Origin of the sequence: Streptomyces sp. NBC_01707, assembly GCF_041438805.1 — a bacterium.
Classification (GTDB): domain Bacteria; phylum Actinomycetota; class Actinomycetes; order Streptomycetales; family Streptomycetaceae; genus Streptomyces.
Map to the genome: position 1 here is coordinate 2112739 of NZ_CP109190.1, position 26496 is coordinate 2139234.

Below are 26496 nucleotides of genomic sequence, written 5' to 3' on the forward strand. Positions count from 1 at the left end.
AACCTCTGCCTGCTACATCGGCGCCGGCCCCTGCGGAGGCACTCGTGAACAGGCAGAACGGGGCACAACGCCCCTATGACATAGTCCTTTTCGGTGCCACCGGCTTCGTGGGTGCCCTCACCGCCGAATATCTCGCCGCCCACGCACCCGAGAGCTGCCGCTGGGCGCTGGCCGGCCGTAGCCCGGCCAAGCTGACCGAGCTGCGCGACCGCCTGACCGCGATCGATCCGCGCTGCGAGGACCTTCCGCTGCTGACCGCCGACGCCGACGACCCCGACGCGCTGCGCGAACTCGCCGAATCGGCGCATGTGGTGGCCTCGACCGTGGGCCCGTACGTCTGGTACGGCGAGAAGCTGGTCGCCGCCTGCGCGGAGGCCGGGACGGATTACACGGACCTGACCGGCGAAGCCGAATTCGTCGACCGGATGTATCTGGAGCATGACGCGCGGGCCCGCGAGACCGGGGCCCGGCTCGTGCACGCCTGCGGCTTCGACTCCGTACCGCACGACCTCGGGGCGTACTTCACCGTTAAGCAACTGCCGCAGGACGTGCCGCTGACGATCGACGGTTTCGTCCGCAGCAACGCCGTTTTCTCCGGCGGTACGTTCGCATCCGCACTCACCGCGATGGGCCGCGGCCCGCAGATGCTGCGCGCCGCCCAGGAGCGCCGGCTGCACGAACCACGCCTGGTCGGCCGCCGCGCCCGCGCATCGCTCGGCACTCCTCACTTCAGTGCGGAGACCGGCACCTGGGCGCTGCCCCTGCCGACACTGGACCCACAGGTCGTCGAGCGCTCGGCGCGGCGGCTGGCGCGGTACGGGCCGGACTTCCGCTACCGCCACTTCGCTTCGGTGAAGCATCTGCCGGTGGCGCTCGGCGGCACGGCCGCGATCGGCGCCCTCCTCGGCGCGGCTCAACTGCCGGCCGCACGGAACTGGCTGATGGGCCGGTACGAGCCGGGGGCGGGCCCGGACGGGGAGCGCCGCAGGCGGAGCTGGTTCACGGTGCGTTTCGTCGGCGAGGGCGGCGGCCGCCGGGTCTTCACGGAGGTGTCCGGCGGCGACCCCGGCTACGACGAGACGGCGAAGATGCTCGCACAGGCGGCGCTCTGCCTCGCCCTGGACGAGCTTCCGCCGACATCGGGGCAGGTCACCACGGCCGTCGCGATGGGCGATGCGCTGCTCGAGCGGCTTCGTGGGGCCGGGCTGCGCTTCCGGGTCGCGGCGGTCCGCTGAGCGGACCCGGCCGCTCGGCCCGTCGCGGGAGGAGTCGGCAGGACGGAGCCGCCGGTCAGAACATCCAGGACACGAGCGTGCAGATCATCGCGACGGTCCATACGACGCCCGCGAGGACGCCGAGGGTCATTCCCACGGCGAGGCGCCGTTGGGCGACATAGATGGTGCCGGTACGTGCGGACGTTCGATGATCGTTCATGCGTACCAGGGTGCCGGTCATGATCGGCAGACGGTATCCGTACACATACTCAGGTGCGGGCGGTCGCGCGCACTCAGGCCGTCGCTTCCCGGAGCGCCTGCCTGCACAGCGCGTCGGCCCTGCGGGTGGTCTCCGGCTGACGGAAGTCCCTGGCCAGCAGGAGCGTGTGCGCGCAGGCGTTGTCCAGGCCGGTCCGGTGTCCGACCGAGACGTACACCGGTTTGGTGCCGTCCTGGGTGCGCAGCGCCCGGCCCACCTCCTCGTCCCCGTCGAGGAGCGGCGAGGAGTCGCCGCGCCGGAGGCCCGGCTGTTCGTACGTGAAGGTGAACGGGTTCTTGGCGACGCCGATGACAGGGAGTCCGGTGAGGACGCCCAGGTGACTGGCGAGCCCGAAGCGGCGCGGGTGCGCCCTGCCGTATCCGTCGCAGACGACGAGACCGGGGTCGACCGGCAGGGCCTCCAGCGCGGCCAGCACGGTCGGGATCTCCCGGAAGGCGAGGAGTCCCGGGATGTAGGGGAAGGTGACCCGTCCGACGGCGGTGGTCTCCGCGACGACGTCCAGGGTCGCAGCGTCGAGCACGACCGCCGCCGCGACCACGACATCGCGTTCCTCGTCGTAGGCGACATCGACACCGGTCGCCCGTCCCGTCCCGGGCGGCGGCCCCGGCTCGTCGAGCACCACGCGGGCGCGGAGGGTGTCCTGAATGGCGCGGGCTTCGGCTGCGTCGGCGGGGGTGCGGAAGGTCGTCATGGTGCCGACCAGCTTAGAAGTCCCGTCCGGGCGGGCTCCGAAGCGGTGTCGATAAGGTGACATTCATGTTCGTACTCGAGTTGACCTACACCGCCCCCGTCGAGCGTGTCGACAGGCTGATGGAGGCGCATGTCGCCTGGCTGGACACGCAGTACGCAGCCGGGGTCTTCATCGCGTCCGGCCGCAAGAACCCGCGCGACGGCGGTGTGATCCTCGCCGTGGGGGACGACCGCACGCAGATCGAGAAGATCGCGGCGGCCGACCCCTTCGCGGCCGAGGGTGTGTGCGCGTACCGGATCACGGAGTTCATCGCGACGAAGACGTCGGACGAACTCGCGCCGTACCGGCAGCAGTTGCCCTGACTCCGGGCCCTAACCCCGCCGGGCTATCCGCCCCTTCTCTCCGGCCGCCCAACAGCCGCCGCCCGGTGTGCAGTCCACGGTGTCGTACGAACCGGTGTCGACCGTGCGCCAGGTGCGCCCACCGTCCGTCGTCAGGTCCGTCCCGGTCGGGCCGACCGCCAGTGCCGTCGAGCGGGTGTGCGGAATCCAGGCGACTCCGGAGCGGTAGGCGGGCGGCGGGGTGGTGGACTGCCGCCAGCTGCGGCCTCCGTCGCCCGTGACGGCAGCGGCGTTCGGTGAGGCCTGGTCGGCCCGGTAGTCACCACCGACCGCGATGCCGTGCGTACGGTCACGGAACGCCAGGCCGAAGACGCCTCGGGCCGGGTCTCCCGCCGGGATCGTCGATTCGGTCGCCGTCCAGGTCCGCCCGCGGTCGGCGGAGTGCAGCACCCGGGCGGTGGCCGCGCCGCCCGTCGCCAGCCAGGCGTCCTTCGGCCCCGAGCTGACCAGGCACTGGCCGCCGGCGGCGAACCCCGCCTCGCCCGCCTGGGCGTCCGGCATTCCCGCCGTGGGCAGCAGCTTCCAGTTGCGGCCGCCGTCCGCGGTGGACAGGATGCGGAACTTTCCGTCCACCGGATCGCTCATGGCGAGGCCGTGCCGGCTGTCGAAGAAGGTGAGGCAGTCGTAGAACGCACGGGCGTCGGTGTTGCGGAAGGACTCGGTCCAGGTGGCCCCGCCGTCGTCCGTCCGGAACACCCTGGAGGCGTCGCCCTCCCCGATGGCCAGCACCACCGCGCGCCGTGCGTCGAAGGCTTCGATGTCGCGGAACTCCAGCGCCGCCTCCGCCGCGCCGGGCGGCGCCACGTCGCGCCAGTGACGGCCTCCGTCGGTGGTACGCAGGACCGTGCCCTTCGAGCCCGCGGCCCAGGCGGTGCGGCTGCTGACGGCGGCGAGGCCGCGGAAGCGGGCGTCGGTTCCCGTCTCCGTGAGCGTCCAGGCAGGCCGGTGGCCGGGCCCGTGCCCCTCCCCCGGTGTCGCCTGCGCGGCCGGAGTGGCCAGTGCGGCGGTCAGCGCCGCCCCGCACACTCCCCATGACATCAGTCGTCTCGTCTTCCCCTTGAGCCTCATGGCGCAGGAAGCTAACCGACCGTCAGTGCGCCGTCCAGGGTGCGCCCCCTCGAAGGGGATATTCGATCGCTGCGGCATCGCACGGTGACGTAGCTCACGCTGTCGCCAGTGCACGATTCGGCGACTTCTGTCGTCTCTGTCGGTGCCGGTTACCGTTCATCCGGCCCGAGGGGGAGCAGGTCGTGTCCATCGTTATCGAGCAGTCCGTGCAGGCCCGCATGGTCGCGTCCGCGCCGCGTATGGAGACCCTTCCCGCCACGCTGCAGTACGACCGCAGAGACCCGTTCGCCGTACGCATGGCGTTCCCAGCCCCGGCGACGCTGGAAGGCACCGAGGTGGCCTGGGAGTTCTCCCGCGAACTGCTGTCGGCAGGCATGGACGCGCCGGCCGGTGTCGGGGACGTACGGATCAGGCCGTTCGGTTACGACCGCACGGTTCTGGAATTCCATGCCGCCGAGGGCATCGCGATGGTGCATGTCCGCACGGGGGAGCTGCGCCGCTTCCTCCAGCGGGCGCAGGCGCTGGTCGCGCCGGGCGATGAGCACCGGTACCTGGATCTCGACCGCAGTCTGGCCGACCTGCTCGGCGGAACCTGCTGACCCGGACTCCCCCGCCGGTTCGATCGGCCGGGTTCCGCCGCGCGTCGGCGCGGCCGGGATCGACGTAAATCGCTTGCTGTGCCGCGAGGTCCGCTCGTACCGTTCGTGACGTCCTTGTTGTCGTCGGATCGGAGAAGGACGTTGCTCGTCTGAGGTCGTGAGACACCGCGTTGCGCGCCGTGTCCGGACAGTTCATGCCCGTTCATGTCTGTCATTTCCGCGCGCCCGGGTGTGACCTCAGCTCTTCGAGCCGTCCTCCGCAACCGGGGCTCCTCCTTGGCCGTGTGCCATGTCCGTGGAACGCCCTGGACCGGTGTCTCACCCGTTGCCTCCTTCCCTTCCTCGCAACCGGGAGATCCCTATGTCTGCCCCCATGACTCACATCGCCTGTTCGTCGCTCTCCTTCGCCTGGCCGGACGGCAGTGCCGTCTTCGACGACTTCCAGCTGGCCGTGGGCCCCGGAAGGACCGGCCTGATCGGTCTCAACGGCTGTGGAAAGTCGACGCTGTTGCGGCTGATCGCCGGTGAACTCACCCCCGCCGAAGGCCGTGTGCGAACGTCGGGCGAGATCGGCTACCTGCCGCAGAACCTGGTCCTCGACACGGCACTGCGGGTCGATGCCGCGCTCGGTGTCGCGGACACCCGGGCCGCACTGCGCGCCATCGAGGCGGGTGACGTCCGCGAGGGGTGGTTCGCGGCGGTGGGTGACGACTGGGACGTGGAGGAGCGCGCCCGCGCCACCCTCGATCAGCTCGGCCTCGGTCACATCGGGCTCGACCGCACCATCGGCGAGCTGTCGGGCGGCGAGTGCGTGCTGCTGCGTCTCGCCGCGCTCCTGCTGGCCCGTCCGGGGGTGCTGCTGCTGGACGAGCCGACGAACAATCTGGATCTGTACGCCCGCCGCCGGCTGTACGAAGCGATCGATGCCTGGACCGGTGTACTGGTCGTCGTCAGTCACGACCGTGAACTCCTGGAGCGTGTCGACCAGATCGCGGATCTGCGGGACGGCCAGGTCACCTGGCACGGCGGGAACCTCACCGCGTACGAGAGGGCACTCGCCGTGGAGCAGGAGGCGGCCGAGCGCATGGTGCGGGTCGCCGAGGCCGACGTACAACGCCAGAAGCGCGAGCTGGCCGACGCCCAGTTCAAATTGGCCCGGCGAAAGCGTTACGGGCAGAAGATGTGGGACACCAAGCGCGAGCCGAAGGCGGTCATGGGCAACCGCAAGCGGGCTGCCCAGGTGTCGGCCGGCAAACACCGTGTCCTGCACACCGAGAAGCTCGCCGAGGCGAAGGAGCGACTCGGTGAGGCTGTCGAGGCAGTACGCGACGACGACGAGATCCGGATCGAACTGCCCCGCACGAAGGTCCATCCGGGCCAGGGGGTACTCGTACTGCGCGACCTGGAACTCGCTCACGGGGCGCGGGTGCGCGGCGAGTTCGAGGTACGCGGCCCCGAGCGGATCGCCCTGGTGGGCCGCAACGGCGCGGGCAAAACGACTCTGCTGCGCACCCTGGCCGGCGAGCTGGCCCCGGTGTCCGGTGAGGCTACGGCCCATCTGCCGCTGCGTTTTCTTCCGCAGCGCCTGGACGTGCTCGACGACGGGCTGAGCGTCGTGGAGAACGTGGCGCGGTTCGCACCGGATGCGACGGAGAACCGGATCAGGGCGAAGCTGGCGCACTTTCTGTTCAAGGGAGCGCGGGCCGGCCGGCCCGTGGGAACACTGTCGGGCGGGGAACGCTTCCGTGCGGCGCTGGCAGCGCTGCTGCTCGCCGAGCCGTCGCCGCAACTGCTGTTGCTGGACGAACCGACGAACAACCTGGACATGGCGAGCGTGTGCCGGCTGACGGCGGCTCTGGAGTCGTACGAGGGGGCGCTGATCGTGGCGAGCCATGACGTACCGTTCCTGGAGTCGATCGGGATCACGCGCTGGCTGCTCCTCGACGGCGAACTGCGTGACACCACAGCCGAGGCGGTGCGCGCGGAGATGTGAGGAACGTCGGCGGATCGGCGGACGGGTGAGGACCGCACGTGGGGTGGCAGTTCACGCCACGGGGGTGCGGTACCGGCCGCCGTACGCCCGCGTCGGTGAGTTCGCAACACTCGGCGACTGCGTGATGTACCTCTCCGTGCACCCAGCGCGACCTGCGTACATAACGGTACGTAAGCGAACTTCGGGTGAGTGGGCTTGGCGGGGACCTTACTCCCGCCTTAACCTACGGTTTCGTAACCTACGAGGCCGTAAGTACTTCTCCCGTCCCCAGGAGCCCCCGTGACGATCACCTCTCCCCACCTCGGCAGTTCGCAGGCGTGGACAGACGCCCAGCTGCTGTATGCCTTGGAAGAGGTGGTGGAGAAGGAGCTCAACCGCCATCTCAAGGTCGCCAAGGACTGGATGCCCCACGAGTACGTACCGTTCTCGGACGGCAGGAACTTCCCGGGCATCTTCGAGGACGGCGAGGCCTGGCAGGCCGAGCAGTCCAAGGTCTCCGACATCGGCAAGATCGCCCTGGTCGTGAACCTGCTGACCGAGGACAACCTCCCCAGCTACCACCACGAGATCGCCTCCCTCTTCGGCCGTGACGGCGCCTGGGGCACCTGGGTGCACCGCTGGACCGCCGAGGAGGGACGGCACGGCATCGTGATGCGCGACTACCTGCTCACCTCTCGCGCGGTCGACCCGGACAAGCTGGAGCAGTTCCGGATGGCGCACATGGCGGAGGGCTTCGAGTCCGACAACCGCCACTCGATGCTGCACTCGGTGGCGTACGTCGCCTTCCAGGAGCTCGCGACCCGCGTCTCGCACCGCAACACCGGTCACCAGTCGGGCGACCCGGTCTGCGACCGCATGCTGGCGCGCATCGCCACCGACGAGAACCTGCACATGGTCTTCTACCGCAACCTCCTCGGTGCGGCCTTCGAGCTCGCCCCGGACCTGACGATGCAGGCCGTGCGCGACGTCGTGGTCAACTTCCGGATGCCCGGCCACGGAATGCCCGGTTTCGAGCGGGCCGCCGCGCAGATGGCGATCGGTGAGATCTACAACATGCGGATCCACCACGACGACGTGATCCAGCCCGTGCTGCGCTACCTGAAGGTCCTGGACATCGACGGGCTGGGCCCGGACGGGCTCAAGGCGCAGGAGGAACTGGGTCTGTACATGGGCGGCCTGGACAGCGAGGCATCCAAGTTCGACGAGAAGCTGGCCGCGCGCAAGGCGCGGATGGCCGCCCGCGCGGGCGCCTGACCCACGGCCCCGCGACCCCACGTCCCACCGACGGCCCACGAGCCCGCTCACTCGTGGGCCGTCACCTCTGCGTAGGCGGCGTCGCGCACGTCGGGGACCGGATGCTGGCGCGCCAGCCGCAGCTGGGTCCGCCAGGGACGGCGACATCGGCATGCGGCGGGGACTGCGTCGTGCGCAGCCACCACCCGTCACCAGTGCCATGAACGGCCCGGTGAACGCTGTCCACGTTTCCGCCCGGCCAGGCGGCACAGGGCTCTCCCGAAATCCCTGACGGGGCGCACGACGACGGCTACGGCATCTCGCCGCGTCGCCGGAACGCCCGAGTACGCCCCGTACGATGACGCCCCTCCGCCTTGCGATGCACCGCATCCGACACCGGCGCCGATCCACCTTGGACTGCGAGGCGCCCCTCAGACAGCTGCCACCCGTGCGTCCTCACGAATTATTTCGGCCGCCCGCTCGGCGATGGCCACCGTGGGTGCATGGGTGTGGCCGCGGGTGATGCGAGGCATCACCGAGGCGTCGACCACGCGCAGCCCCGACACGCCGCGCACCCGCAGCCGGGGGTCGGTCACCGATTCGGGGTCCTCGCCCATCCTGCAGGTGCCGACGGGATGGTAGAGCGTCTCGGCTCCGGTACGGATCGCCTCGGCGAGGCGCGCGTCGTCGACCGGACCGGGGTACGGGCCCATCGGGCCCGAGCTGTGCGCGGCCAGGGGCGCGGCGGCGAACAGGGACTCGGCGCGGCGGACTCCGGCGATCATGCGCTGCAGGTCCGAGTCGGCGGTCAGATAGCCGGGGTCGATTCGGATGTCCCGGGTGCCGTCCGCGTTCTCGCCGGTGTCCGGGTCCAGGGTGATGCGGCCGGCGCTCTCGGGCTGGAGCAGGACCACGCCGATGGTGATGCCGTGTTCGGTCGGGGCGGTCAGACCGTGGTTGATGAACGGAGCCGGGGCAAATATCAGTTCCAGGTCCGGGGCGGCGAGTTCCGGGGTGGAGCGGATGAACGCCACCGCTTCGGCGAGGTTAGAGGTGAGTGGCCCGCGGCGCGCCAACAGGAAGCGGCCGACGTTGGCGAGACTGTCGGCGCCGGTCATGGTCACCGGCTGCGGGCAGTGCACGGTCACGGCGAAGGACAGATGGTCCTGGAGGTGCCGGCCCACGTCCGGGGATGCCGCCCGCACCTCGATGCCGGACTCGCGCAGCTGGTCCGGGTCGCCGATGCCGGAGCGAAGGAGCAGATGCGGTGATCCGACGGCTCCGGCGCTGAGGATGACCTCGCGGCGTGCGGTGAGCGTGGCCGCCCCGTGGCCGCGTTCGGCGACGACGCCGGTGACGCGGGTGGAGTCGTCGGCGTCGAAGGCCAGGCTGCGGATGCGCGTTCCGGTGAGGATGTCGAGGTTGGCGCGGCGGCCGGCCGGCTTGAGGTAGCCGTCGGAGGCACTCCAGCGGCGGCCCCGGCGGACGCTCACCGGGGTGAGGGCACTGCCACTGTGGTCGGGAGCGTTCAGCTCGGGCAGGAAGGGCAGGCCTTCCAACGCGCAGGCGTCGAGGAAGGCGGCCGTCAGCGGGCTGGGGGCACGGGGCGGCGAGATGAAGAGGGGGCCCTCGGTGCCGTACACCGTGCCTTCGTCGGTCGGACCGGTCCACCGCTCCGCTCGGCGGAAGTACCGCACGAGCGCGTCGTGGGACCAGTCCGCGCCGGCGGACCCGGCCCAGGCGTCGTAGTCGTCGCGGTGCCCGCGTACCCACATCATGGCGTTGATCGACGAGCATCCGCCGAGGGTGTGACCCCGGGGCCAGTACAGCTCCCGGCCACCGAGGGCCGGCTGCTCCACCGTACTGAAGTCCCAGTCGTACGCGGTCTTGAAGAGCTTCGGGAAGGCGGCCGGAATCCGGATCTCAGGCTTTCGGTCGCGCCCGCCCGACTCGACGAGCGCGACCCGGACCGTGGGGTCCTCGGAGAGTCGTGCGGCCAGCACACAGCCGGCCGATCCCGCCCCGACGACGATGTAGTCGTACTCGCTCAACTCGGCTCCCCGTGGACTGTGGATTCAGGAACGCGCAGGGCCGAATTGTGGCATGTACAGGGAAGGTTCAGGCCTGCTTGCGCTCAACTCTGCGCAGTCGCTCCCGCTCCTTCTCCGAGAGGCCGCCCCAGACGCCGAACCGCTCGTCGTTGTCGAGGGCGTACTCCAGGCAGGCCTCCCGGCCCTCACAGGCATTGCACAACTGCTTGGCCTCACGCGTGGAGCTGCCGGGGGCAGGGAAGAAGAATTCGGGTCCCGCTTGCGCGCACAGCGCTGTCTCCTGCCAGGCGAGTGCGGGGTCGGTCACGGTGTTGATCAGCATGACGGATACAGTGCCCGGTCGCGATAAACGACTGATCAACGACGCATCAATGCGGCGCTCGCACGGCCTCCGGTCAGCTCCCCGGCGACTCGGCGCTCCTGATCACCGCGAAGTGCGCACCGTAGGGATCGGCGACATTGGCGAGCTCGCCCACGCCTTGCATGTCCATGGGTTCCATCGTCAGCTCGCCGCCCAGCCGCTCGACGTCGGCGACCGCGGCGTCGCAGTCGTCGACTTCGAAGTACGGCAGCCAGTGCGGCCCCAGAACGGCCTGGGTCGGAACGGTCTTGAGGGGTACGAGCCCGCCGAAGCCGGCCTCTTCACCGCCGCCCTCCGTGCGGATCACAGTGTAGGACCCGCCGCCGCCGGGGAACGGCGTCTGAGCGGTGTCCCACCCGAAGACAGCGCGATAGAACGCGGCGGCCGCGGGCACGTCCGGGGTGTACAGCTCGGCCCAGCAGAGCGTGCGCGCGACGCCCACCGCGCCCAGGCCCGGGACCTTCTTCGGCTGCCAGGTCCCGAAGTACGCCCCACCCCGGTCGGTGAAGCCGCCCATCCGGCCGAAGTCGAGGATGTCCATCGGTGGGAACGGCACCGCGCCGCGGGCCTGCTCGACCGACTTCGCGGTGGCATCGACGTCAGGTGTCCGGAAGTAGACCGACCAGGACGACTTCGCCTGCTCCGGCGGGACGGTCATCGCTCCCGCGACCGACTTCCCGTCCAGCACGAACATCCCGTATCCGCCGGTCTCGGGACCGCCGGGCACGAATTCCCATCCGAAAAGGCCTCGGTAGAAGGCGGTGGCCCCATCGAGGTCGGGCGTGCCGAGATCGAGCCAGTTCGGGGATCCAGTGACAAAATCGGTGGTGAGCATCGCACGGCTCCTTCAGCGAGTCCCGTACCTGTACTGCAGCGGTGTCTCCTGACCTCCCGAGTCTTGCATCGGGCACCGACAACCACGGTCCGCGCAACGCCGGAATCCGTTGCGCCGGGGCGCGACACTCTTGGTCGATCGGCACATGGCGACCAGAGGAACCGTGCCACGCGGGCCCGCTGCTGGGCCCCCTCGGCCCACGCACCGCCGGTCCCCGTTCCCATCCGCGGCCGACCGCACCGGCTTGGAAGGCGACCGGGTGTCATGGCCACCACCGGCTGCACGGCTGCCCCACCGCGAGCCGCACCGGAACCGGCCCCGAGATCGCTTACGGGACTGCGGGGGCCGAGCGCCCGGGGGCCGGACCACACGCACGGCCTGGCCCGGTTCGCGCTGGACTGCAGCCGGCATACAAGTGACAGTTGGACCGAGGACGCCACGGCAGCCGAGCGGCTCGGTCGGCCGGCTGAGCGGGCGGTGACGGGATCCCGTGTCGGGCCTTGACCTGATCGTGGGGTCGTCGCACCGGAGAGGAGCAGGATGCGACGACACGAGGAGGCTGCCGACGCCGGTGCGCTCCGTGCGGAGCTGCGGCACGTCTACTGGATCGGGGGCGGAAGCGGCGCAGGTAAGTCGACCATCGCTCGCCGATTGGCGGATCGCCGCGGCTGGCACCTCTACGCGACGGACGATGTGATGGGGGATCACGCTCGGCGGACCACACCCGAAGACGCCCCGTTCCTGCACAAGTTCATCGCCATGGACATGGACGAGCGTTGGGTGAACCGGTCTCCGCAGACCATGCTCGAGACGTTCCATTGGTTTCGAGGTGAGGGCTTCGGTCTGATCGTGGAAGACCTGCTTCGACTGCCACGGGAACCTTGTGTCGTCGTCGAGGGCTTCCGGCTGCTGCCACACCTCGTGAAGCCGCTGCTCGCCGTGCCGGAGCACGCGGTGTGGCTCCTTCCGACGCCCGAGTTCCGCCAGGCCGCGATCCGCGGTCGGGAGACGCCGGGGGAAGGCTTCACCTGGAGGACCGGTGATCCGGAGAGAGCCGACCGCAACCTGGCCGAACGAGACCGAATGTTCACGAACCACGTCCACGAGGAAGCGTCGCGGCTCGAGCTGCGTACCGTCGAGGTCGACACCACCATGACCGAGGAGGATCTGGCCGAGCAGGTCACCGCCGCGTTCGAGCTCTGACGAAGAACGCGCGCCGAGTACTCGGCGCCGGCACAACTGCCGCCCGCACCGAAGTCGGCAGGGTCGTACTTGGTGATCTTGTGGCAGACGGCGTATTCGCTCGTGGCCGGAGCGTTGGGCACGGCCCCCGCCGGCCGCGCAGATTATTCGCCCCGGTGCCGCCGCACCCCCAGCACCGCCGTGCGGCCGGCCCGATGAGCTCGTGAGCGAGGATGCGGACCACAAGGACGCCAGTGTGGGCGCAGGTCTGCGTCCGTAACATCGGACAACCGTCCTGCGGTGGCGTCGCTCTCCTCGGTCACGGCCCGCTGTACCCGGTCCGACGTCGTCCACCCGCGCCCCGCCCGGCCGTCCCTGTCATCGGCCCATGGCACGATATGTCTCACTCGGGCAGGTGTCGGGCTAGGCGGCAGCGGGGCTGCGCGGACAGAGGAACGTACATGACAGAGGCCGGGGAGACGGATACCGGGGCTCCGAGGGGGAAGGCCGCCCGGGAGTTGCTCGCGCACGCCGAGCAACTGCTCGGCGCGGCGCACGCGGTGCTGTCCGATCACGCCCGCGCCGTAGAGGCCATACACACCGAACTCACCCCGATCCTCGACTCCCTGATCCGCCGCGAGCTGGCCGCCATCCCGGTCTCCCGGCTCAAGGACGTCACCGAGGGCCGGTTGCGCATCGGCGCGGTCGAGCAGGCCGGTTACACCACCGTCGGCCAGGTCCACGAGGCCAACCGGTACGAGCTCCGTCAGATCCCCGGCGTCGGTGCGCAGACCGCCGACCAGGTGCTGGCCGCCGCCGGGCAGATCGCCCACGCGGTCCGGGACACCGTCGCCGTCCGGATCGATGTGGAAGCGCCGGACGAGTCCACCACCGCCCTGATCGCAGCCCTGCACCGGCTGGTCGAGGCCGGACCGGACGTCCGGCGGGCGGTGGACGCGGCCCGACGGCTCGTCGGCCTGCTGGAGCCGCTGCTGGCGGAGGCCGGGCCGGCCCGTAGGCGGCTGCGCATGCTGTTCTCCGGCCGGCAGGCCCGAGCGACGGCGCTCGCCGCCGTCGCGTCCGTACGGACCGTCGTCGCGGACGCGGCGGAGCGCGGACTTCCACTGCTGTTCGGGCAGGTGTCGGTCGATCTGCTGCGGGCCCCGGAGTCGGACGTCGCGGCCTGGGTCGACTTCGAGCTGCGGTCCACCGAGTACTACAGCCTGCTCGCCGAGGTGTCGGGCACCGGGCCCGACCGGCACGCCGCCGAGGGGTTCCTCCCCTCGAGGATCGCGGACCGGGTGCGCGGGGTGCGGCTCGACGACGCGCACCTGCGGGTCTCGCTGCGCGGCTACCAGTCGTTCGGCGCCCGTTTCGCGCTCGCGCAGAAGCGGGTGATTCTCGGCGACGAGATGGGGCTCGGCAAGACGGTGCAGGCCATCGCCGCGCTCGCGCATCTCTCGGCGCGGGGCGAGACGCACTTCCTGGTGGTGTGCCCGGCGAGCGTGCTGATCAACTGGGCGCGGGAGGTCCGGGCCCGCTCCACCCTGCGGGTCCTGCCGGTGCACGGCCCCGAGCGGCAGGAGGCGTTCGCCGAGTGGCACGAGCGCGGCGGGGTCGCCCTCACCACGTTCGACGCTCTGCACACGCTGCCGGCCGCCCGGGACGGCGGGAAGCGGCCCGGCATGCTGGTCGTCGACGAGGCCCACTACGTCAAGAATCCGGCCACCCGCCGCTCGCGCGCGGTGTCCGGCTGGGCAGGACACACCGAACGGGTGCTCTTCCTGACCGGCACGCCGATGGAGAATCGCGTCGAGGAGTTCCGCAGCCTGGTCCGCCATCTCCAGCCGGAACTGGCCCCGTCCATCAGCACCACCCATGGTGTCGCGGGTTCGCACGCCTTTCGCAGAGCTGTCGCGCCCGCCTATCTGCGCCGCAACCAGGAGGACGTGCTGACCGAACTCCCCGCGCTGGTACAGGTCGACGAGTGGGAGGAGTTCAGCGAGGCCGATCTCGCCGTCTACCGCGAGGCGGTCGCCGCCGGGCAGTTCACGCGCATGCGCCGGGCGGCGTACGCGCGCCCCGAGACCTCGGCGAAGCTGAACCGGCTGCGCGAGCTGGTCACCGAGGCCGCCGGCAACGGACTCAAGGTCGTCGTGTTCTCGTACTTCCGCGAGGTGCTCGCCACGGTCCAAGAGACCTTGGGCGAAGGGGCGTTCGGACCGGTCTCCGGGAAAGTCCCGGCCGCCCGGCGGCAGGAGCTGATCGACGGGTTCAGTGCGGTGGACGGCCACGCGGTCCTGCTGAGCCAGATCCAGGCAGGGGGCGTCGGACTGAACATGCAGGCCGCGTCGGTGGTCATCCTCTGCGAGCCGCAGATCAAGCCGACGATGGAGCACCAGGCCGTGGCCCGCGCCCACCGGATGGGGCAGATACGCACGGTCCAGGTGCACCGACTGCTCGCGACGGACAGTGTCGACCAGCGCATGCTGGACATCCTGGCCCGCAAGGAGCGGCTGTTCGACGCGTACGCACGGCGCAGCGATGTCGCCGAGACGACACCGGACGCCGTGGACGTGTCGGAGAGAAGCCTGGCCCGGCGCATCGTCGAGGAGGAGCAGCTGCGCCTCGCGACCGGCACGCCGGGAGGCTGACCCTCAGGACTTCTCAGCCTTCGACGGGTCGGTCTTCATCCCGTGCATCTCATGCATGTCGTGCGGGTCGTAGCCCGGGACCGTGCCGTCCGCCTTGGCGACCAACAGCAGCCCGGCCATGCCCATGTCGGAGTGGCTCTGCACATGGCAGTGGTACATCCAGGCGCCCGCGCCCACGTGCTCGCCCGCGATGACCTGGAAGCCGAAGGAATCCGCCGGGCCGACGATCTTCGTGTCGATGACCCGGCTGGGGTCGTCGGGGCCGGCGAGCAGGCCCGTGCGGTTGTCGGCCCAGCGGTGACCGTGGACATGGAACGTGTGGTAGTACTCGCCATGCGTGATCATGACGACTTCGAGCCGATCCCCCACGGTGGCCTCGAAGTTGGGGCTCTCGGTCGCCGGCTTGTTGTTGATCGTCATGTCGTTGAAGACGATGGTGATCGTCTTGTCCGGCAGGATGTCGCCCTTACGCCGGACGATCACCGGACCGTACAGCCCCTTGCGGATGCCGCCCGAGCCGTGGTCCGTCCCGACGACATGGTCGTGGTAGTGCCAGTAGCCCGCGCTGCCCGGCTGCCAGGTGCCGTCCTTCCTGCGGCCCGGCGCATGGGTGCGCCAGGTGTACGTGCGTGTGCCACCAGGCTCGACGATGCTCTTGTTCATCCGGGTGCCGTCGCTCGCGATGTCGTAGTCGACGCCGTGCGCGTGGAGGCTGGCGGCCACATCCATGGTGTTCTCGAACTCGATGTGCAGGGTGTCGCCCTCGTTGATCTCGATGAGCGGCCCCGGGACCGTTGCCTTGCCCTTCTCGAATCCGTAGCCCATTCGACCGTCCGCCAACTTCTCCGCATACAGCTTGAGATGGCGGACCTCGCCGCCCGCCGGAGCGGTTTTCGGCGGGGGTTCCGCCGAGCTGGCCTCGATCGTTCCGACGGACAACGATGTCACTCCGGTCGCCGCCGCGACCCCGCCGCCCACCAGGAACCGGCGATTGAAGCTCCTTCGATCCATGTCGAACTCCCGACTGTCATAAGGGTATTTGCGGAGGTTTCCAGAGACCGGCGGGGCGCACGTGACCCCCGGGACGGGCCATACGGTAGCCCGGGGATCTTCGTTTATCCACACTAAGGACAAAGTTCGTGCCATTCCCGCCATAGCTATTGGCGAGTCGCAAAAAGAGGTCTAGCTTCATCGGCTGTTGCAGTGACTCCATGCTGTTGCAGTGACCAAAGAGGGGTGGGTGACCACATGCAGCGCACACCACATCACCGGTCCAGATCACGACGAGGACTCGCGGCGGCCGTGGCGGCCGGCGCACTGACCGTCTCATTACTCGGCCAGAACGCAGCCGATGCGAAACCTCAGCCGGTGGACACGCAGTCGATGGCGACAACGTTGTCCCTGCCGTCTCCACCCGGCGGAGCCAACGTGAAGGTGCTCGTCTTCCACGCTTCGGCGACCGACGAGTCCCCGACCGTCGACGCGGGGATCGCGGCCATCGAGAAGATCGGACTCACCGGCCCGGAGGCGGGGCGGTTCAAGACTGTTGCGACCGACGACCCGGCCGTCTTCACCAACGGCAAACAGCTCGGCAAGTACAACGCCGTCGTCTTCCTGACCGGCGGCGGCGATGTCCTCGACCCGGAGCAGGAGGCGGGTCTGGAGGCGTACATGGAGGCCGGTGGCGGCTTCCTCGGCATCCATGACGCGGCACGTACCGAACCGTACTCGGACTGGTTCACCGGACTGGTCGGCGCCCGTCCGGCGGCGGGCAGCCCGACCGCCGTACAGCGGGCCACGGTTGAGATCGGGGACCGGCAGCACCCGGCGACGAAGAACCTGCCGCTGGAGTGGAAGCGCCCTGACAGATGGCTGAACTGGACGAAGAACCCGTCCGGCGATGTGCACACCGTGGCCCGTGTCCGCGAGATCACGTACAAGCCGGGGGCCGGTGCCAACGGCTGGGACCACCCGGTGTCCTGGTGTCGTGACTACGACGGCGGCCGTTCCTTCTACACCGCGATGGGCGGCACGGTCGACAGCTTCGCGGAGACGGACTTCCGCGACCATCTGCGGGGCGCGCTCGCCTGGACGACCCGGATCTCGCGGGCCGACTGCAAGGCGACGATCACCTCCAACTACAAGGCGGAACGGGTCACCCATCCCAATCAACCCGGTCAGAACGACCAGATCGGTGAGCCGCACGGACTCGTCGTCGCGCCCGACGGACGGGCGCTGTACATCGGGCGCGGTGGCGCCGACAGCAGCAAGCCGGTGGTCACCGACTGGAACGACCCGAACGTCGGCAAGGGCCTGGGGCAGATCCATGTCTACGACCCGAAGACCAAGAAGGTCACCCTCGCCGGAGAGCTGACGGTGTTCGGCAACAAGGGTGGCGGCGACGAGCTGGTCAAGGTCGAGGAGGGGCTGCTCGGGATCGAGCTGGACCCGGACTTCGAGACCAACGGCTGGGTGTATCTGCACTACACGCCCCACTCGAAGATCGACCGCGACAAGCAGATGGCGGTACGTCAGGTCTCCCGGTTCACCCTGGACCTGGCCACGAACAAGCTGGATCTCTCGTCCGAGAAGGTGCTGCTGCACTGGCCGGTCCAGATCCACAGCTGCTGCCACGCGGGTGGCGGGATGGCCTGGGACTCCAAGGGCAACCTGTACATAGCGACCGGTGACAACAACTCCTCCGGTTTCAGCGACGGTTACTCCGGCAACAACCCGGCACCGAACTACAAGGGCATGTCGTTCGCCGACGCCCGGCGCACCGCGGGCAACACGAACAACCTCAACGGGAAGATCCTGCGGATCCACCCCGAGGACGACGGCACGTACACGCTGCCCGAGGGCAATCTCTTCACCGGCAAGGAACCGGACGAGGGCGGCGGCAAGACCCGCGGCGAGATCTATGTGATGGGCGTACGCAACCCGGCCCGGATCTCCGTCGACAGGACCACCGACACCCTGTACGCGGGCTGGGTCGGCCCCGACGCGGGCGCGCCGAGCACCACGTGGGGTCCGGCTAAGTACGACACGTTCGCCGCGATCACCAAGGCGGGCAACCACGGCTGGCCGTACTGCATGGGCAACAAGCAGCCGTACCGGGACCGCAATCTGCCGGACCCGAGCAAGCCGCTCGGCTGGTACGACTGCGACCACCCCAGGAACGAGTCGCCGAACAACGACGGTCTGGTGAATCTGCCGCCGATCACGTCCAACACCATCTGGTACTCGCCGCAGGGCGGTGGCGTGGACTACCCGCGCGACGCGAACGGCATCCCGAGCTACAAGGTGGAGGATCAGAAGCAGCTGCTGCCGTGGCTCAAGGGTGGTGGCCAGGCGACGATGAACGGGCCGGTGTACCGGTACGACGCGGCGAGCACCAGCGCCGACAAGTGGCCGTCGTACTGGGACGGCAAGTGGTTCGTCGGTGACTTCTACGACGACACGCAGCCGCGGCATGCCGTGCTCACCGACCCGAAGACGGTCGGCAAGGGCGGTCTGCCCACCCACGCCGAGTCCCTGAAGAAGATCATCCCGGTCGGCGCGGACGGCATCCGCAACCTGATGGACTGGAAGTTCGCTCCGGACGGTTCGCTGTACGTCCTGGACTACGGGCGCGGCTTCTTCACCTCCGACTCCAAGTCCGCGCTGTGGCGTGTGACGTACAAGGGCGGCGAGCCGACCCCGGCCGCCGCGGATCTGGCCAGGAAGGCGGCAGTGCAGTGAGACACCGTTCGCTCCTCGCTCAACCCCGGTACCGGCCCCTGCTGTTGTGGCTTGCGCTGCTCGGTTCGTTCCTGATGATGCTCGGGCTGACCTCCACGGCTGCATACGGCCGGGACGCCGGCCGGCAGGAAGCGGCGGCCGATCAGGTCCTCACCTGGACCGCGGGCGACCCCATCGACCACTATCTGTCGGCTCCCACGACCGCGGTGGCCGGCAAGGCGACCATCGTCTTCGAGAACAGCACGGCGACCGGCAACACGACGAGCATGCCGCACACTCTGACGTTCAGCGTCTCGGACCCGGAGTTCAACAACGACGTGCCGTTGAACATCCTGGCCAACCCGGGTGACGACCAGGGCGGCAAGCACACCGTCGAGGTCACGCTCACGCCCGGCCGCTACTTCTACCACTGCACCATGCCGGGGCATCAGGCGATGCAGGGCATTCTCACCGTGACCGACGGCGGTGGCGGCGAGGACACCACCGCACCCGAGACATCGGCGAAGGTCGACGGCGACAAGAACGCCGACGGGGCGTACATCGGGCAGGCGGCGGTCACCGTCTCGGCGACGGACGACAGTTCGGGCGTCGGCACCGTCGAGTACGCGGTCGGGGCCGACGGCGCCTGGCAGCCGTACACCACGCCGGTGGTGGTCGACGAGGTCGGCACACACAGCATCCGTTACCGCGCCACCGACAAGGCGGGCAACACCGCCGCCGAGAAGTCCGTCGACTTCGCGGTCGCCGCGCCGCCGACCGACGACAGCACGGCGCCGGAGACCTCGGCGACCGTCTCCGGTGAGAAGGACGCCCAGGGTGCGTACCTGGGTATGGCCACGGTCACCGTGACCGCGTCCGACACCGGGTCCGGTGTCAACTCCATCGAGTACGCGGTCGGGGCCGACGGCGCCTGGCAGCCGTACACCGCACCGGTGATGGTCCACGAGGTGGGGACGCACACCGTCCGTTACCGCGCCACCGACAAGGCGGGCAACACCGCTGCCGAGAAGTCCGTCGACTTCACCGTCGTCGCGCCGCCGACGGACGACAAGACGGCGCCGGAGACGACGGCGAAGGTCGAGGGCGACAAGAACTCGGACAACGCCTACCTCACCAGCGCCAAGGTGACGGTGACGGCTACCGACGCCGAGTCGGGTGTGGACAGGATCGAGTACTCGCTCGACGGCGGCCCGTACCTCGCGTACACGGCCACGGTCATCGTCGACCGCGTCGGCTACCACACCGTCGCCCACCGGGCGACGGACAAGGCGGGCAACACCTCCCAGGCGAAGCAGGTGTCGTTCACCATCGCGGAGAGCGGCGGCGTCCCCGCGCCGAACTGCCCGGAGTTCGACGAGCGGCTGACCGTCATCGTCGGCACGGTCGACACCGGCGTTCCCAACCGGATCACCGGCAACCGCTGCACGATCAATGAGCTGATCGAGGACGAGAAGGACTGGTCGTCGCACGCGCTGTTCCTCAAGCACGTCGACAAGGTCCTCGACAAGCTTCTCGCCGACGGGGTGATCGACGCCCGCGAGCACAAGAAGATCTACCGGGCGGCCAAGCAGTCGGGCATCGGCAAGCCGGGCCAGGACGAGGGGTACAAGAAGCTCTTCGACGGCACGGCGGCGTCGCTCGCCAAGTGGCAGCAGGTCGGCGGTGGCAAGTTCGGGCTCAACGCCGACGGCTCGATCACCAGCTCCACGACCGTGGACGGCATGGGGATGCTCTGGTTCCCCGGACGGCAGTACGGCGACTTCTCGCTCAAGCTCCAGTGGCGCGACGACGCCCCCGGCACGGGCAACGCCAACGGAGGTGTCTTCGTCCGCTTCCCGAACGTCCACGACAACCCGGAGGAGTCCCGCCCGGAGTGGGTCGCCATCAAGTACGGCCATGAGGTGCAGATCCTCGACAAGCCGGACGGCGACATGTACAAGACGGGTTCGATCTACGGATTCGACCGGATCGGTCTGGCCGGCGCCGGGGTCACGCCCAAGGGCACCTGGAACGACTACGAGATCCGGGTGGTGGACCAGCACTACTCGATCTACCGCAACGGTGTCCTGCTGAACGAGTTCGACAACACCGGCGGCCAGGTCTTCGAGCCGCCGCGGGGCGACGACCCGGGCACCGACGGCAGGCGGTACTCGTCCGGCTACATCGGACTCCAGGTCCACAGCACCTCGGATGTGATCTCGTACCGCGACATCCGGATCAAGGAGCTGTAACCGCTCAGGGATCTGTCAGGTGGCCGCGGCCGCATGCTCAGGCATGTGGTTGCGGCCTTCCGGGTGCCGGTAGCGCCACACGAGGAACACGGTGCAGGAGACCAACAGCCACCCGGCGAGCACCAGGTACGGGAGGACCCGCTGGTGCCCCTGGTAGTAGACGGCGGCGTGCTGCGCGTTGACCGAGGCGCCCGGGGGGAGCCAGCGGCCGATGAACCCGAGGACCGACGGGAGCAGCGGCCAGGACACCGCGCCGCCTGAGGACGGATTGCCCAGCAACACCATCAGTCCCCAGGTGGGAATCATCGCCCAGCGCCCCATCAGGGCGTTGAACATGGTGAAGACCATGCCCGTGGTGAACATGGTGAGGGAGAGGATCATCCACGACTGGAGGAACGGCAGCTTGACGGAGCTGAGCACCCAGTCGACCACGGCGGCGATCACGAACCCGCCGAGCAGGGCGTAGGCGACGGTGAACCCGATCCGCTCCAGGGGGGTCAGCCCCTTGGCGTGCACACTCAGCTGGATGGCGCCGACGAATCCGATGATCACCGCGGCGAGCGAGATGTAGAAGAGGGCGAGGCCGCGCGGGTCGCCCCGCTGCAACGGTTTCACGTCCGTGACCTTCACCTGCACATGGGCCGCTTCCCCCGTCTTCAGGGTGGATTCGGCGAGCAGCTGGGCGACCGAGGCGCCGGACGCGCTCGCGACATCCAGGCCGACCCCGCCGTTCTCGGGCCGCAGGATGCCGAAGATCTTCTGCTCCTCCAGTGCGGTGCGGGCGTCGGCTTCGGTGGCGTACTCACGCAGCACCAGCGAGGTGTCGAGCGCGGCTTCCAACCGGTCGAGGAAGATCTTGTCGTGCACGGTGTCGAGGTCGCCGACCACGGCGGCCGGGATGTTGCGCGGGGTCGGGTTGGCCATCGCGTACGTGTAGGAGCCTGCGAAGAGACCGGCGGCGGCCGCGATGATGAACAGGAGTACGACGGCGGGCAGATACGGGGACGCCTTGAACGCCGCCCACCGGTCACCGCGGGCCGGGGGCCGGGCATGTTCCCCGTGCGGTGTGACGGGCTCCAGGTCGGGAGCGCTCATGCATCCCCGTCCTCGTCGTGCCGGGCGCGGCTCGGCTGGACCCGTTTGGGCTCGCCGGGCATCTTCGGGTACTCCGGTGGGTACGGCATGTCGCCGAGCCCGCGTTCCCGCTCGTCACGGTCCGCCAGTTCGAGCAGACCGTCGAGCCGGAAGGCGTGGTCGTCCATGTCCGCGTGCACATCGCCCACCTCCGCGTACCGCTTCGGCATCGTCCTGATGTCGAAGTCACGCGGCTCGGCGTCGTCGATCTCGTCCCAGCGCAGGGGTGCGGAGACCTGGGCGTGCGGATGGGGCCGTACGGAGTAGGCCGAGGCGATCGTCCGGTCGCGGGCGGTCTGGTTGAAGTCGACGAAGATGCGTTCGCCGCGTTCCTCCTTCCACCAGGCGGTGGTCACCCGGTCCGGCATCCGGCGTTCCAGTTCTCGTCCGGCCGCGATGGCGGCTCGGCGGACCTCGGTGAACGTCCAGCGGGGTTCGATCGGTACGAAGACATGGATGCCGCGTCCGCCGGAGGTCTTGGGCCAGCCGCGCAGCCCGTGGTCGTCGAGGACGGCCCGCAGTTCATGGGCGGCGCCGACCGCGTCGGCGTAGTCCGTGCCGGGCTGCGGGTCGAGGTCGATGCGCAGCTCGTCGGGGTGGTCGGTGTCGGCGCTCCGTACCGGCCAGGGGTGGAAGGTGAGCGTGCCGAGGTTGGCCGCCCACAGGACGGCCGCGAGTTCGGTGGGGCAGATCTCGTCGGCCGGCCGGCCGCTGGGGAAGGTGATCCGGGCGGTGGGGATCCAGTCGGGGAGGTTCTTCGGGGCCCGTTTCTGGTAGAAGAAGTCACCGTCGACGCCGTCCACGAAGCGCTGGAGGGTGGTCGGTCTGTCCCGCAGGGCGCGGGTGATCCCGGCGCCCACGGAGAGGAAGTACTCGGCGACGTCCCTCTTCGTGTAGCCCTTCTCCGGGAAGTACACCTTGTCCGGGCTGGACAGCCGTACCGCCCGCCCGTCCGCATCCAGCTCCACCGCTGTTCCCGCTGCGCCCATGGGGCCACGCTAGGCCGGGCTCACATATGCCGCATATCGGGAGCCTGATCGAGGTATCCGGGTAAGAATCGCTCCATGGATCTGCCGGTGATGCCACCCGTGAAACCGATGCTCGCCAAGTCCGTGTCCAGGATCCCGCTCGGGATGCAGTACGAGGCCAAATGGGACGGCTTCCGGGCGATCGTGCACCGCGACGGTGACGAGGTGGTGATCGGCAGCCGCACCGGCAAGCAACTCACCCGCTACTTCCCCGAGGTGGTCACGGCGGTTCGGGAGAATCTGCCGCCGCGCTGTGTGATCGACGGGGAGATCGTCGTCGCGTACGACGGGCGGCTGGACTTCGACCGGCTCAGCGAGCGCATCCATCCGGCCGATTCACGGGTGCGGCTGCTGGCCGAACAGACCCCGGCCAGCCTTGTCGCCTTCGACATCCTCGCGGTGGGCGACGACTCCCTGCTGGACGCCCCGCAGGTGGACCGGCGAGCGGTGCTGGAGGCGGCGCTCTCCGGTGCCGCGGCCCCCGTCCATCTCGCCCCGGCGACCACGGACCCGGCCGTCGCCCAGGAGTGGTTCGAGCGGTACGAGGGGGCCGGGCTCGACGGTGTCGTCGCCAAGCCGCTCGATCTGCCGTACCGCCCCGACGTACGCGTCATGTACAAGATCAAACACGAGCGCACCGCCGACTGTGTGGTGGCGGGCTACCGCTTCCACAAGAGCGGCCCGATCGTCGGCTCGCTGCTGCTCGGACTGTACGACTCCGCGGGCGTCCTGCAGCACGTCGGGGTGTGCGCCGCCTTCCCGATGAAGCGCCGCGAGGAACTCGTGACGGAGCTGGAGCCGCTGCGCACGGACTTCGCCGACCATCCGTGGGCGGCCTGGGCCGACGCCACCGCGCACGAGAGCGCCCGGCTGCCCGGTGCGCAGAGCCGGTGGTCCGCGAAGAAGGACCTGTCATGGGTGGCCCTGCGACCGGAGCGGGTGTGCGAGGTGGCGTACGACCACATGGAGGGTGACCGGTTCCGGCACACCGCCCAGTTCCGCCGGTGGCGGCCGGACCGCACCCCCGGCGGCTGCACGTACGCACAGCTGGAGGAAGTGGTGGGATACGACCTGGCCGAGGTGCTGTCAGCCCACTGATGTCGAGTCCGACGGTGTGGCCCGGAGTTCGCCGGGTCTCCGTTCCGGGCGGCGCTCCCGTCGCCGGCTCCGCGCCGGTCCCCGGAGACTGCTCGGCCAGATGTGCCCAGCTCCCCGGCGGGCTGCCCTCCGCCTCGGGCACCGACGACGTGGTCCTCGACAACACCCGGACGTACGACGATCAACGACCCCGGCAGCGTCGCCCCCGACGCGGGCAGGCCGCTGTCGCAGCACTGGGGCTCGGCCGCCCGTCAGCCACTGCGTGGTGGCGTGCGGAACGACCGGTGGGACAACTCTCCTGACGGAGGTGGCCCCACCGTGGCGTAAAAAGGCGCATCGCGGGACGGAGTTCTCAGGGCTGACCGTCGCCGGGCCGGCCGCCGGGGTCCTCAGGGTCGTCGGACGTCTGCCACTGATCGGTCACCGGGTGGTCCGGCATGGCCGCCACCATGTCCGTGAGCCGCGCACAGAGCCGGTTGATCTCCTCTTGGGTGCGGTTCCGCTCGGTGATGACCGCGGCGAGCAGCAGCGCGGTCAGTGCCGTGGCGCCGTTGAAGGCCTGGAGCGTGACCATGTTGGTGAAGAGATCCTTGTGCGCGAACGGTCCGACCCCGTGGCCGGCGGCCAGAATCGCCAACGTGGAGACTCCCAGCGCACACGACGCGGCACCGGCGCGCCCGAAGCGGAACGCGGCCCAGATCAGGAACGGGAAGACAAGGAAGAGCAAGGATGCGCTGCTGCTGCCCGTCGCCAGGAGCGTGACCGCAAGGGTGCCGAGCGACAGGGCCACTGCCTCCGCCCACCGCCGCAATGCCACACCCCGTGGCCACCGCGCCTCGCGAAGGACGAGCAAAAACGGTGCGACGACCAGCACACCCATCGCGTCACCCGTCCACCACACCGACCAGGTGGGCCAGAAATCGCCGGCCGGCAGCGCGCCGGAGAGCACCAGGCCGCTGCTGCCCACGGTCGCGCTGATGAGCATCCCGCCCAGCGCACCCAGGAAGACCAGCGCCAGCGCGTCCCGCAGCCGGTCCAGTTCGTTGTGGAACCCGGCACGCCGCAGCAGCAGGTAGGAGCCGACCGGTGCGAGCGTGTTTCCCACCACGATGGCCAGAACGGTAAGAGGTGTCGGCCCGATCGCGACGTTCGCCAGAAAGGCGCCGAGCGCGACGCCCGGCCAGACCCGTAGTCCGAAGACGAGCAAACCGGCCACGGCGATACCCGTGGGCGGCCAGAGCGGCGTGACCTGCCCGCGCACCAGTTGTTCGAGAAGGCCCAGCCGGGCAGCCCCGTAGTAGACGGCGGCGACAGCGAGGACCAGCAGAGTCTCGGCGCCCCTGCGCCGGAGCTCCTGATTGGTCACCACGCCAGTCATCAGACACCACCCGGAACGGCCCTGCCGACCAGGACGCGCCGGAGGACATCTCCATCCTCGCAACACGGAACATGCGGGACGACCGCAGACGGCTACCCCGCCGAAGGAATGCCGGCGTAGCGGACGACGAGGACTGCGGCATCGTCGCGGTGCCCCGTCAGGTCGGCCACCTTGATCACCTCACCGGCCAGCCGGTCGGGATCCCCGTCGTAACCACCGCGCACCAGCTGGACCACTTCGTCGAGCCCCTTTTCGAGCGGGCAGGACGGCCCTTCCACGACCCCGTCGGTGACCAGGACCAACGAACCCGGCTCCGTCAGCCGTCGTCGCGTCACCGGATAGGTCTCGCCGGGGAGAATCCCCAGGGGCGGGCCCCCGCGGTCGAGAACGATGCCGGACGAACCGGTGGTGGTGTCGGTGTCGGTGTCGGTGGCCCAGACCATCGGGATGTGGCCCGCCCGGGACATGGCGAGCGCGCCGGTGACCGGGTCGAAGGTGAGGAAACAACACGTCGCGAAGAGGCCGCAGCTCATCGAGATGAGCAGGTCGTTGGTACCGCTCAATATCTCGCCCGGATCGGTCGTGGCACCGGCGAGGGCCCTCAGGCTGGTGCGGGCCTGCCCCATGAAGGCGATGGCCTCCACGTCGTGCCCCTGCACATCACCGATCGTGACCCCGACCGAACCGTTCGTCATCGGAAAGGCGTCGTACCAGTCGCCGCCGACATCGAGCCCGTCGCGCGAAGGGGTGTAACGGGCCGCGATGGCTATACGGGGCAGTTGAGGCAGCTGGGGCGGGAGCAGATGGCGCTGCAGCGCCTCGGCCAGTTCCACCCGGGCCCGCTGGATCCTGATCCGTTCCAGCGCCTGATCGACGAGACGACCTAGGGTGAGCAGGGCTTCCTGAGCGCTGTCGACGTGGGTGGTGCGGTGGTGACGCATGGCCCCTCCGAGCGGTCCGGCGTGAGGCGTATACCACCTTAGTTCTCTTCGTGGCGGAGGGCCGGACCTGCCCCGAGTCCGGTTCGTCCCGCTTCCCCGGACGTCGCGGAAGGATGAGCGGGGCAGACTCTCCGCGGCCCGGATGGGCGAAACTGCTCGATGTACACCCGCAGACGGTCCGCTGTCGGATGCGTAATCTGGAGTCCGTCTTCGGCGAGTGACTCGTGGCCCCCTGGTCACGGTTCTCGACCGAGGCCGTGCCGTGTGCCGATGCAGTCGCGTGCCCGCGGCAGCACCGCGCCGCACTGGGCGACGCGGTGCGGATCACGACCCGAGCACGTACCTCACGTGGAGTCAACTTACTTACGGGTAAGGGGAAATAG

Annotated in this window: 21 protein-coding genes; 10 read left to right on the forward strand and 11 right to left on the reverse strand. The window is 69.5% G+C overall.

Annotated elements, in window-relative coordinates:
* Positions 1 to 44: 44 nt before the first annotated feature.
* The gene (locus tag OG963_RS09620; protein WP_093931420.1) at positions 45 to 1235 is read left to right on the forward strand and encodes a trans-acting enoyl reductase family protein; all 1191 of its coding nucleotides are present in this window, start codon (positions 45 to 47) and stop codon (positions 1233 to 1235) included.
* Positions 1236 to 1290: 55 nt separating this feature from the next.
* Here OG963_RS09620 and mmpA read toward each other — a convergent pair whose 3' ends face one another.
* Both mmpA and OG963_RS09630 read right to left on the reverse strand, forming a co-directional pair.
* Positions 1291 to 1434, reverse strand: a complete 144-nt coding sequence (gene mmpA, locus OG963_RS09625) for a morphogenic membrane protein MmpA (protein ID WP_176902402.1) — start codon at positions 1432 to 1434, stop codon at positions 1291 to 1293.
* Between the two features lie 73 nt (positions 1435 to 1507).
* A complete protein-coding gene (locus OG963_RS09630; RefSeq protein WP_093779471.1) occupies positions 1508 to 2185 on the reverse strand; it encodes an endonuclease V in 678 nt (225 codons plus the stop codon).
* 65 nt (positions 2186 to 2250) lie between these two features.
* Here OG963_RS09630 and OG963_RS09635 point away from each other — a divergent pair, with 65 nt between their 5' ends.
* A complete protein-coding gene (locus tag OG963_RS09635) occupies positions 2251 to 2547 on the forward strand; it encodes a YciI family protein (protein ID WP_093779469.1) in 297 nt (98 codons plus the stop codon).
* 9 nt (positions 2548 to 2556) lie between these two features.
* Here OG963_RS09635 and OG963_RS09640 read toward each other — a convergent pair whose 3' ends face one another.
* A complete protein-coding gene (locus OG963_RS09640; RefSeq protein ID WP_093779468.1) occupies positions 2557 to 3654 on the reverse strand; it encodes an oxidoreductase in 1098 nt (365 codons plus the stop codon).
* A 182-nt stretch (positions 3655 to 3836) separates the two neighbouring features.
* On the opposite strand from OG963_RS09640, the gene OG963_RS09645 reads away from it, so the two are divergent.
* The 3 genes from OG963_RS09645 (at position 3837) to OG963_RS09655 (ending at position 7500) form a co-directional block, all read left to right on the forward strand.
* Positions 3837 to 4253, forward strand: coding sequence for an SsgA family sporulation/cell division regulator (locus OG963_RS09645; protein WP_030930076.1), 417 nt, complete (start codon positions 3837 to 3839; stop codon positions 4251 to 4253).
* Between the two features lie 361 nt (positions 4254 to 4614).
* Positions 4615 to 6246: an ABC-F family ATP-binding cassette domain-containing protein gene (locus OG963_RS09650; protein WP_093931421.1), complete on the forward strand. Its 1632-nt coding sequence runs from the start codon at positions 4615 to 4617 to the stop codon at positions 6244 to 6246.
* A gap of 279 nt (positions 6247 to 6525) precedes the next feature.
* Positions 6526 to 7500: an acyl-ACP desaturase gene (locus tag OG963_RS09655; RefSeq protein WP_030930070.1), complete on the forward strand. Its 975-nt coding sequence runs from the start codon at positions 6526 to 6528 to the stop codon at positions 7498 to 7500.
* A gap of 410 nt (positions 7501 to 7910) precedes the next feature.
* Here the strand turns inward: OG963_RS09655 and OG963_RS09660 are convergent, their stop codons facing one another.
* The 3 genes from OG963_RS09660 to OG963_RS09670 all read right to left on the reverse strand — a co-directional run bounded on the left by OG963_RS09660 (position 7911) and on the right by OG963_RS09670 (position 10726).
* Complete coding sequence (locus OG963_RS09660) at positions 7911 to 9530, reverse strand: GMC family oxidoreductase (RefSeq protein WP_093779464.1); 1620 nt, start codon at positions 9528 to 9530, stop codon at positions 7911 to 7913.
* Between the two features lie 67 nt (positions 9531 to 9597).
* Positions 9598 to 9852 carry a WhiB family transcriptional regulator gene (locus tag OG963_RS09665; protein WP_093779462.1) on the reverse strand — a complete coding sequence of 85 codons (255 nt, stop codon included), beginning with the start codon at positions 9850 to 9852 and terminating at the stop codon, positions 9598 to 9600.
* A gap of 73 nt (positions 9853 to 9925) precedes the next feature.
* The gene (locus OG963_RS09670) at positions 9926 to 10726 is read right to left on the reverse strand and encodes a VOC family protein (protein ID WP_093779460.1); all 801 of its coding nucleotides are present in this window, start codon (positions 10724 to 10726) and stop codon (positions 9926 to 9928) included.
* A 540-nt stretch (positions 10727 to 11266) separates the two neighbouring features.
* On the opposite strand from OG963_RS09670, the gene OG963_RS09675 reads away from it, so the two are divergent.
* Complete coding sequence (locus OG963_RS09675) at positions 11267 to 11929, forward strand: AAA family ATPase (RefSeq protein ID WP_093779458.1); 663 nt, start codon at positions 11267 to 11269, stop codon at positions 11927 to 11929.
* Positions 11930 to 12369: 440 nt separating this feature from the next.
* The gene (locus OG963_RS09680) at positions 12370 to 14562 is read left to right on the forward strand and encodes a DEAD/DEAH box helicase (protein ID WP_371798757.1); all 2193 of its coding nucleotides are present in this window, start codon (positions 12370 to 12372) and stop codon (positions 14560 to 14562) included.
* Positions 14563 to 14565: 3 nt separating this feature from the next.
* On the opposite strand, the gene OG963_RS09685 is transcribed toward OG963_RS09680, so the two are convergent.
* A complete protein-coding gene (locus OG963_RS09685) occupies positions 14566 to 15573 on the reverse strand; it encodes a multicopper oxidase domain-containing protein (RefSeq protein WP_030930053.1) in 1008 nt (335 codons plus the stop codon).
* 237 nt (positions 15574 to 15810) lie between these two features.
* Between OG963_RS09685 and OG963_RS09690 the strand changes: the two genes are divergently transcribed.
* Positions 15811 to 18303 (forward strand): ThuA domain-containing protein, encoded by a 2493-nt coding sequence (locus OG963_RS09690; protein WP_371798758.1) that lies wholly within the window; start codon positions 15811 to 15813, stop codon positions 18301 to 18303.
* The gene (locus tag OG963_RS09695; protein WP_371798759.1) at positions 18300 to 20534 is read left to right on the forward strand and encodes an OmpL47-type beta-barrel domain-containing protein; all 2235 of its coding nucleotides are present in this window, start codon (positions 18300 to 18302) and stop codon (positions 20532 to 20534) included. The genes OG963_RS09690 and OG963_RS09695 overlap by 4 nt, the downstream gene beginning before the upstream one ends.
* Positions 20535 to 20549: 15 nt before the next feature.
* Here the strand turns inward: OG963_RS09695 and OG963_RS09700 are convergent, their stop codons facing one another.
* Entirely contained in the window at positions 20550 to 21629 is a 1080-nt protein-coding gene (locus OG963_RS09700) for an ABC transporter permease (protein WP_371798760.1), read from the reverse strand.
* Complete coding sequence (ligD, locus tag OG963_RS09705) at positions 21626 to 22636, reverse strand: non-homologous end-joining DNA ligase (RefSeq protein ID WP_093779448.1); 1011 nt, start codon at positions 22634 to 22636, stop codon at positions 21626 to 21628. Before ligD ends, OG963_RS09700 begins: the two co-directional genes overlap by 4 nt.
* Before the next feature lie 96 nt (positions 22637 to 22732).
* On the opposite strand from ligD, the gene OG963_RS09710 reads away from it, so the two are divergent.
* Positions 22733 to 23794: an ATP-dependent DNA ligase gene (locus OG963_RS09710; RefSeq protein ID WP_093931425.1), complete on the forward strand. Its 1062-nt coding sequence runs from the start codon at positions 22733 to 22735 to the stop codon at positions 23792 to 23794.
* 352 nt (positions 23795 to 24146) lie between these two features.
* On the opposite strand, the gene OG963_RS09715 is transcribed toward OG963_RS09710, so the two are convergent.
* Positions 24147 to 25172, reverse strand: coding sequence for an MASE1 domain-containing protein (locus OG963_RS09715; RefSeq protein WP_176902401.1), 1026 nt, complete (start codon positions 25170 to 25172; stop codon positions 24147 to 24149).
* Between the two features lie 92 nt (positions 25173 to 25264).
* On the reverse strand, positions 25265 to 26113 hold the full coding sequence (locus OG963_RS09720) for a PP2C family protein-serine/threonine phosphatase (protein ID WP_093779442.1): 849 nt from the start codon (positions 26111 to 26113) through the stop codon (positions 25265 to 25267).
* Positions 26114 to 26496 lie beyond the last annotated feature (383 nt).

Bases quoted from the DNA above. Each gene is read 5' to 3' on its own strand.
- mmpA (WP_176902402.1), bottom strand. From the start codon at position 1,434: ATGAACGATCATCGAACGTCCGCACGTACCGGCACCATCTATGTCGCC.
- OG963_RS09630 (WP_093779471.1), bottom strand. From the start codon at position 2,185: ATGACGACCTTCCGCACCCCCGCCGACGCAGCCGAAGCCCGCGCCATT.
- OG963_RS09635 (WP_093779469.1), top strand. From the start codon at position 2,251: ATGTTCGTACTCGAGTTGACCTACACCGCCCCCGTCGAGCGTGTCGAC.
- OG963_RS09640 (WP_093779468.1), bottom strand. From the start codon at position 3,654: ATGAGGCTCAAGGGGAAGACGAGACGACTGATGTCATGGGGAGTGTGC.
- OG963_RS09650 (WP_093931421.1), top strand. From the start codon at position 4,615: ATGTCTGCCCCCATGACTCACATCGCCTGTTCGTCGCTCTCCTTCGCC.
- OG963_RS09665 (WP_093779462.1), bottom strand. From the start codon at position 9,852: ATGCTGATCAACACCGTGACCGACCCCGCACTCGCCTGGCAGGAGACA.
- OG963_RS09670 (WP_093779460.1), bottom strand. From the start codon at position 10,726: ATGCTCACCACCGATTTTGTCACTGGATCCCCGAACTGGCTCGATCTC.
- OG963_RS09675 (WP_093779458.1), top strand. From the start codon at position 11,267: ATGCGACGACACGAGGAGGCTGCCGACGCCGGTGCGCTCCGTGCGGAG.
- OG963_RS09680 (WP_371798757.1), top strand. From the start codon at position 12,370: ATGACAGAGGCCGGGGAGACGGATACCGGGGCTCCGAGGGGGAAGGCC.
- OG963_RS09685 (WP_030930053.1), bottom strand. From the start codon at position 15,573: ATGGATCGAAGGAGCTTCAATCGCCGGTTCCTGGTGGGCGGCGGGGTC.
- OG963_RS09690 (WP_371798758.1), top strand. From the start codon at position 15,811: ATGCAGCGCACACCACATCACCGGTCCAGATCACGACGAGGACTCGCG.
- OG963_RS09700 (WP_371798760.1), bottom strand. From the start codon at position 21,629: ATGAGCGCTCCCGACCTGGAGCCCGTCACACCGCACGGGGAACATGCC.
- OG963_RS09710 (WP_093931425.1), top strand. From the start codon at position 22,733: ATGGATCTGCCGGTGATGCCACCCGTGAAACCGATGCTCGCCAAGTCC.
- OG963_RS09715 (WP_176902401.1), bottom strand. From the start codon at position 25,172: ATGACTGGCGTGGTGACCAATCAGGAGCTCCGGCGCAGGGGCGCCGAG.
- OG963_RS09720 (WP_093779442.1), bottom strand. From the start codon at position 26,113: ATGCGTCACCACCGCACCACCCACGTCGACAGCGCTCAGGAAGCCCTG.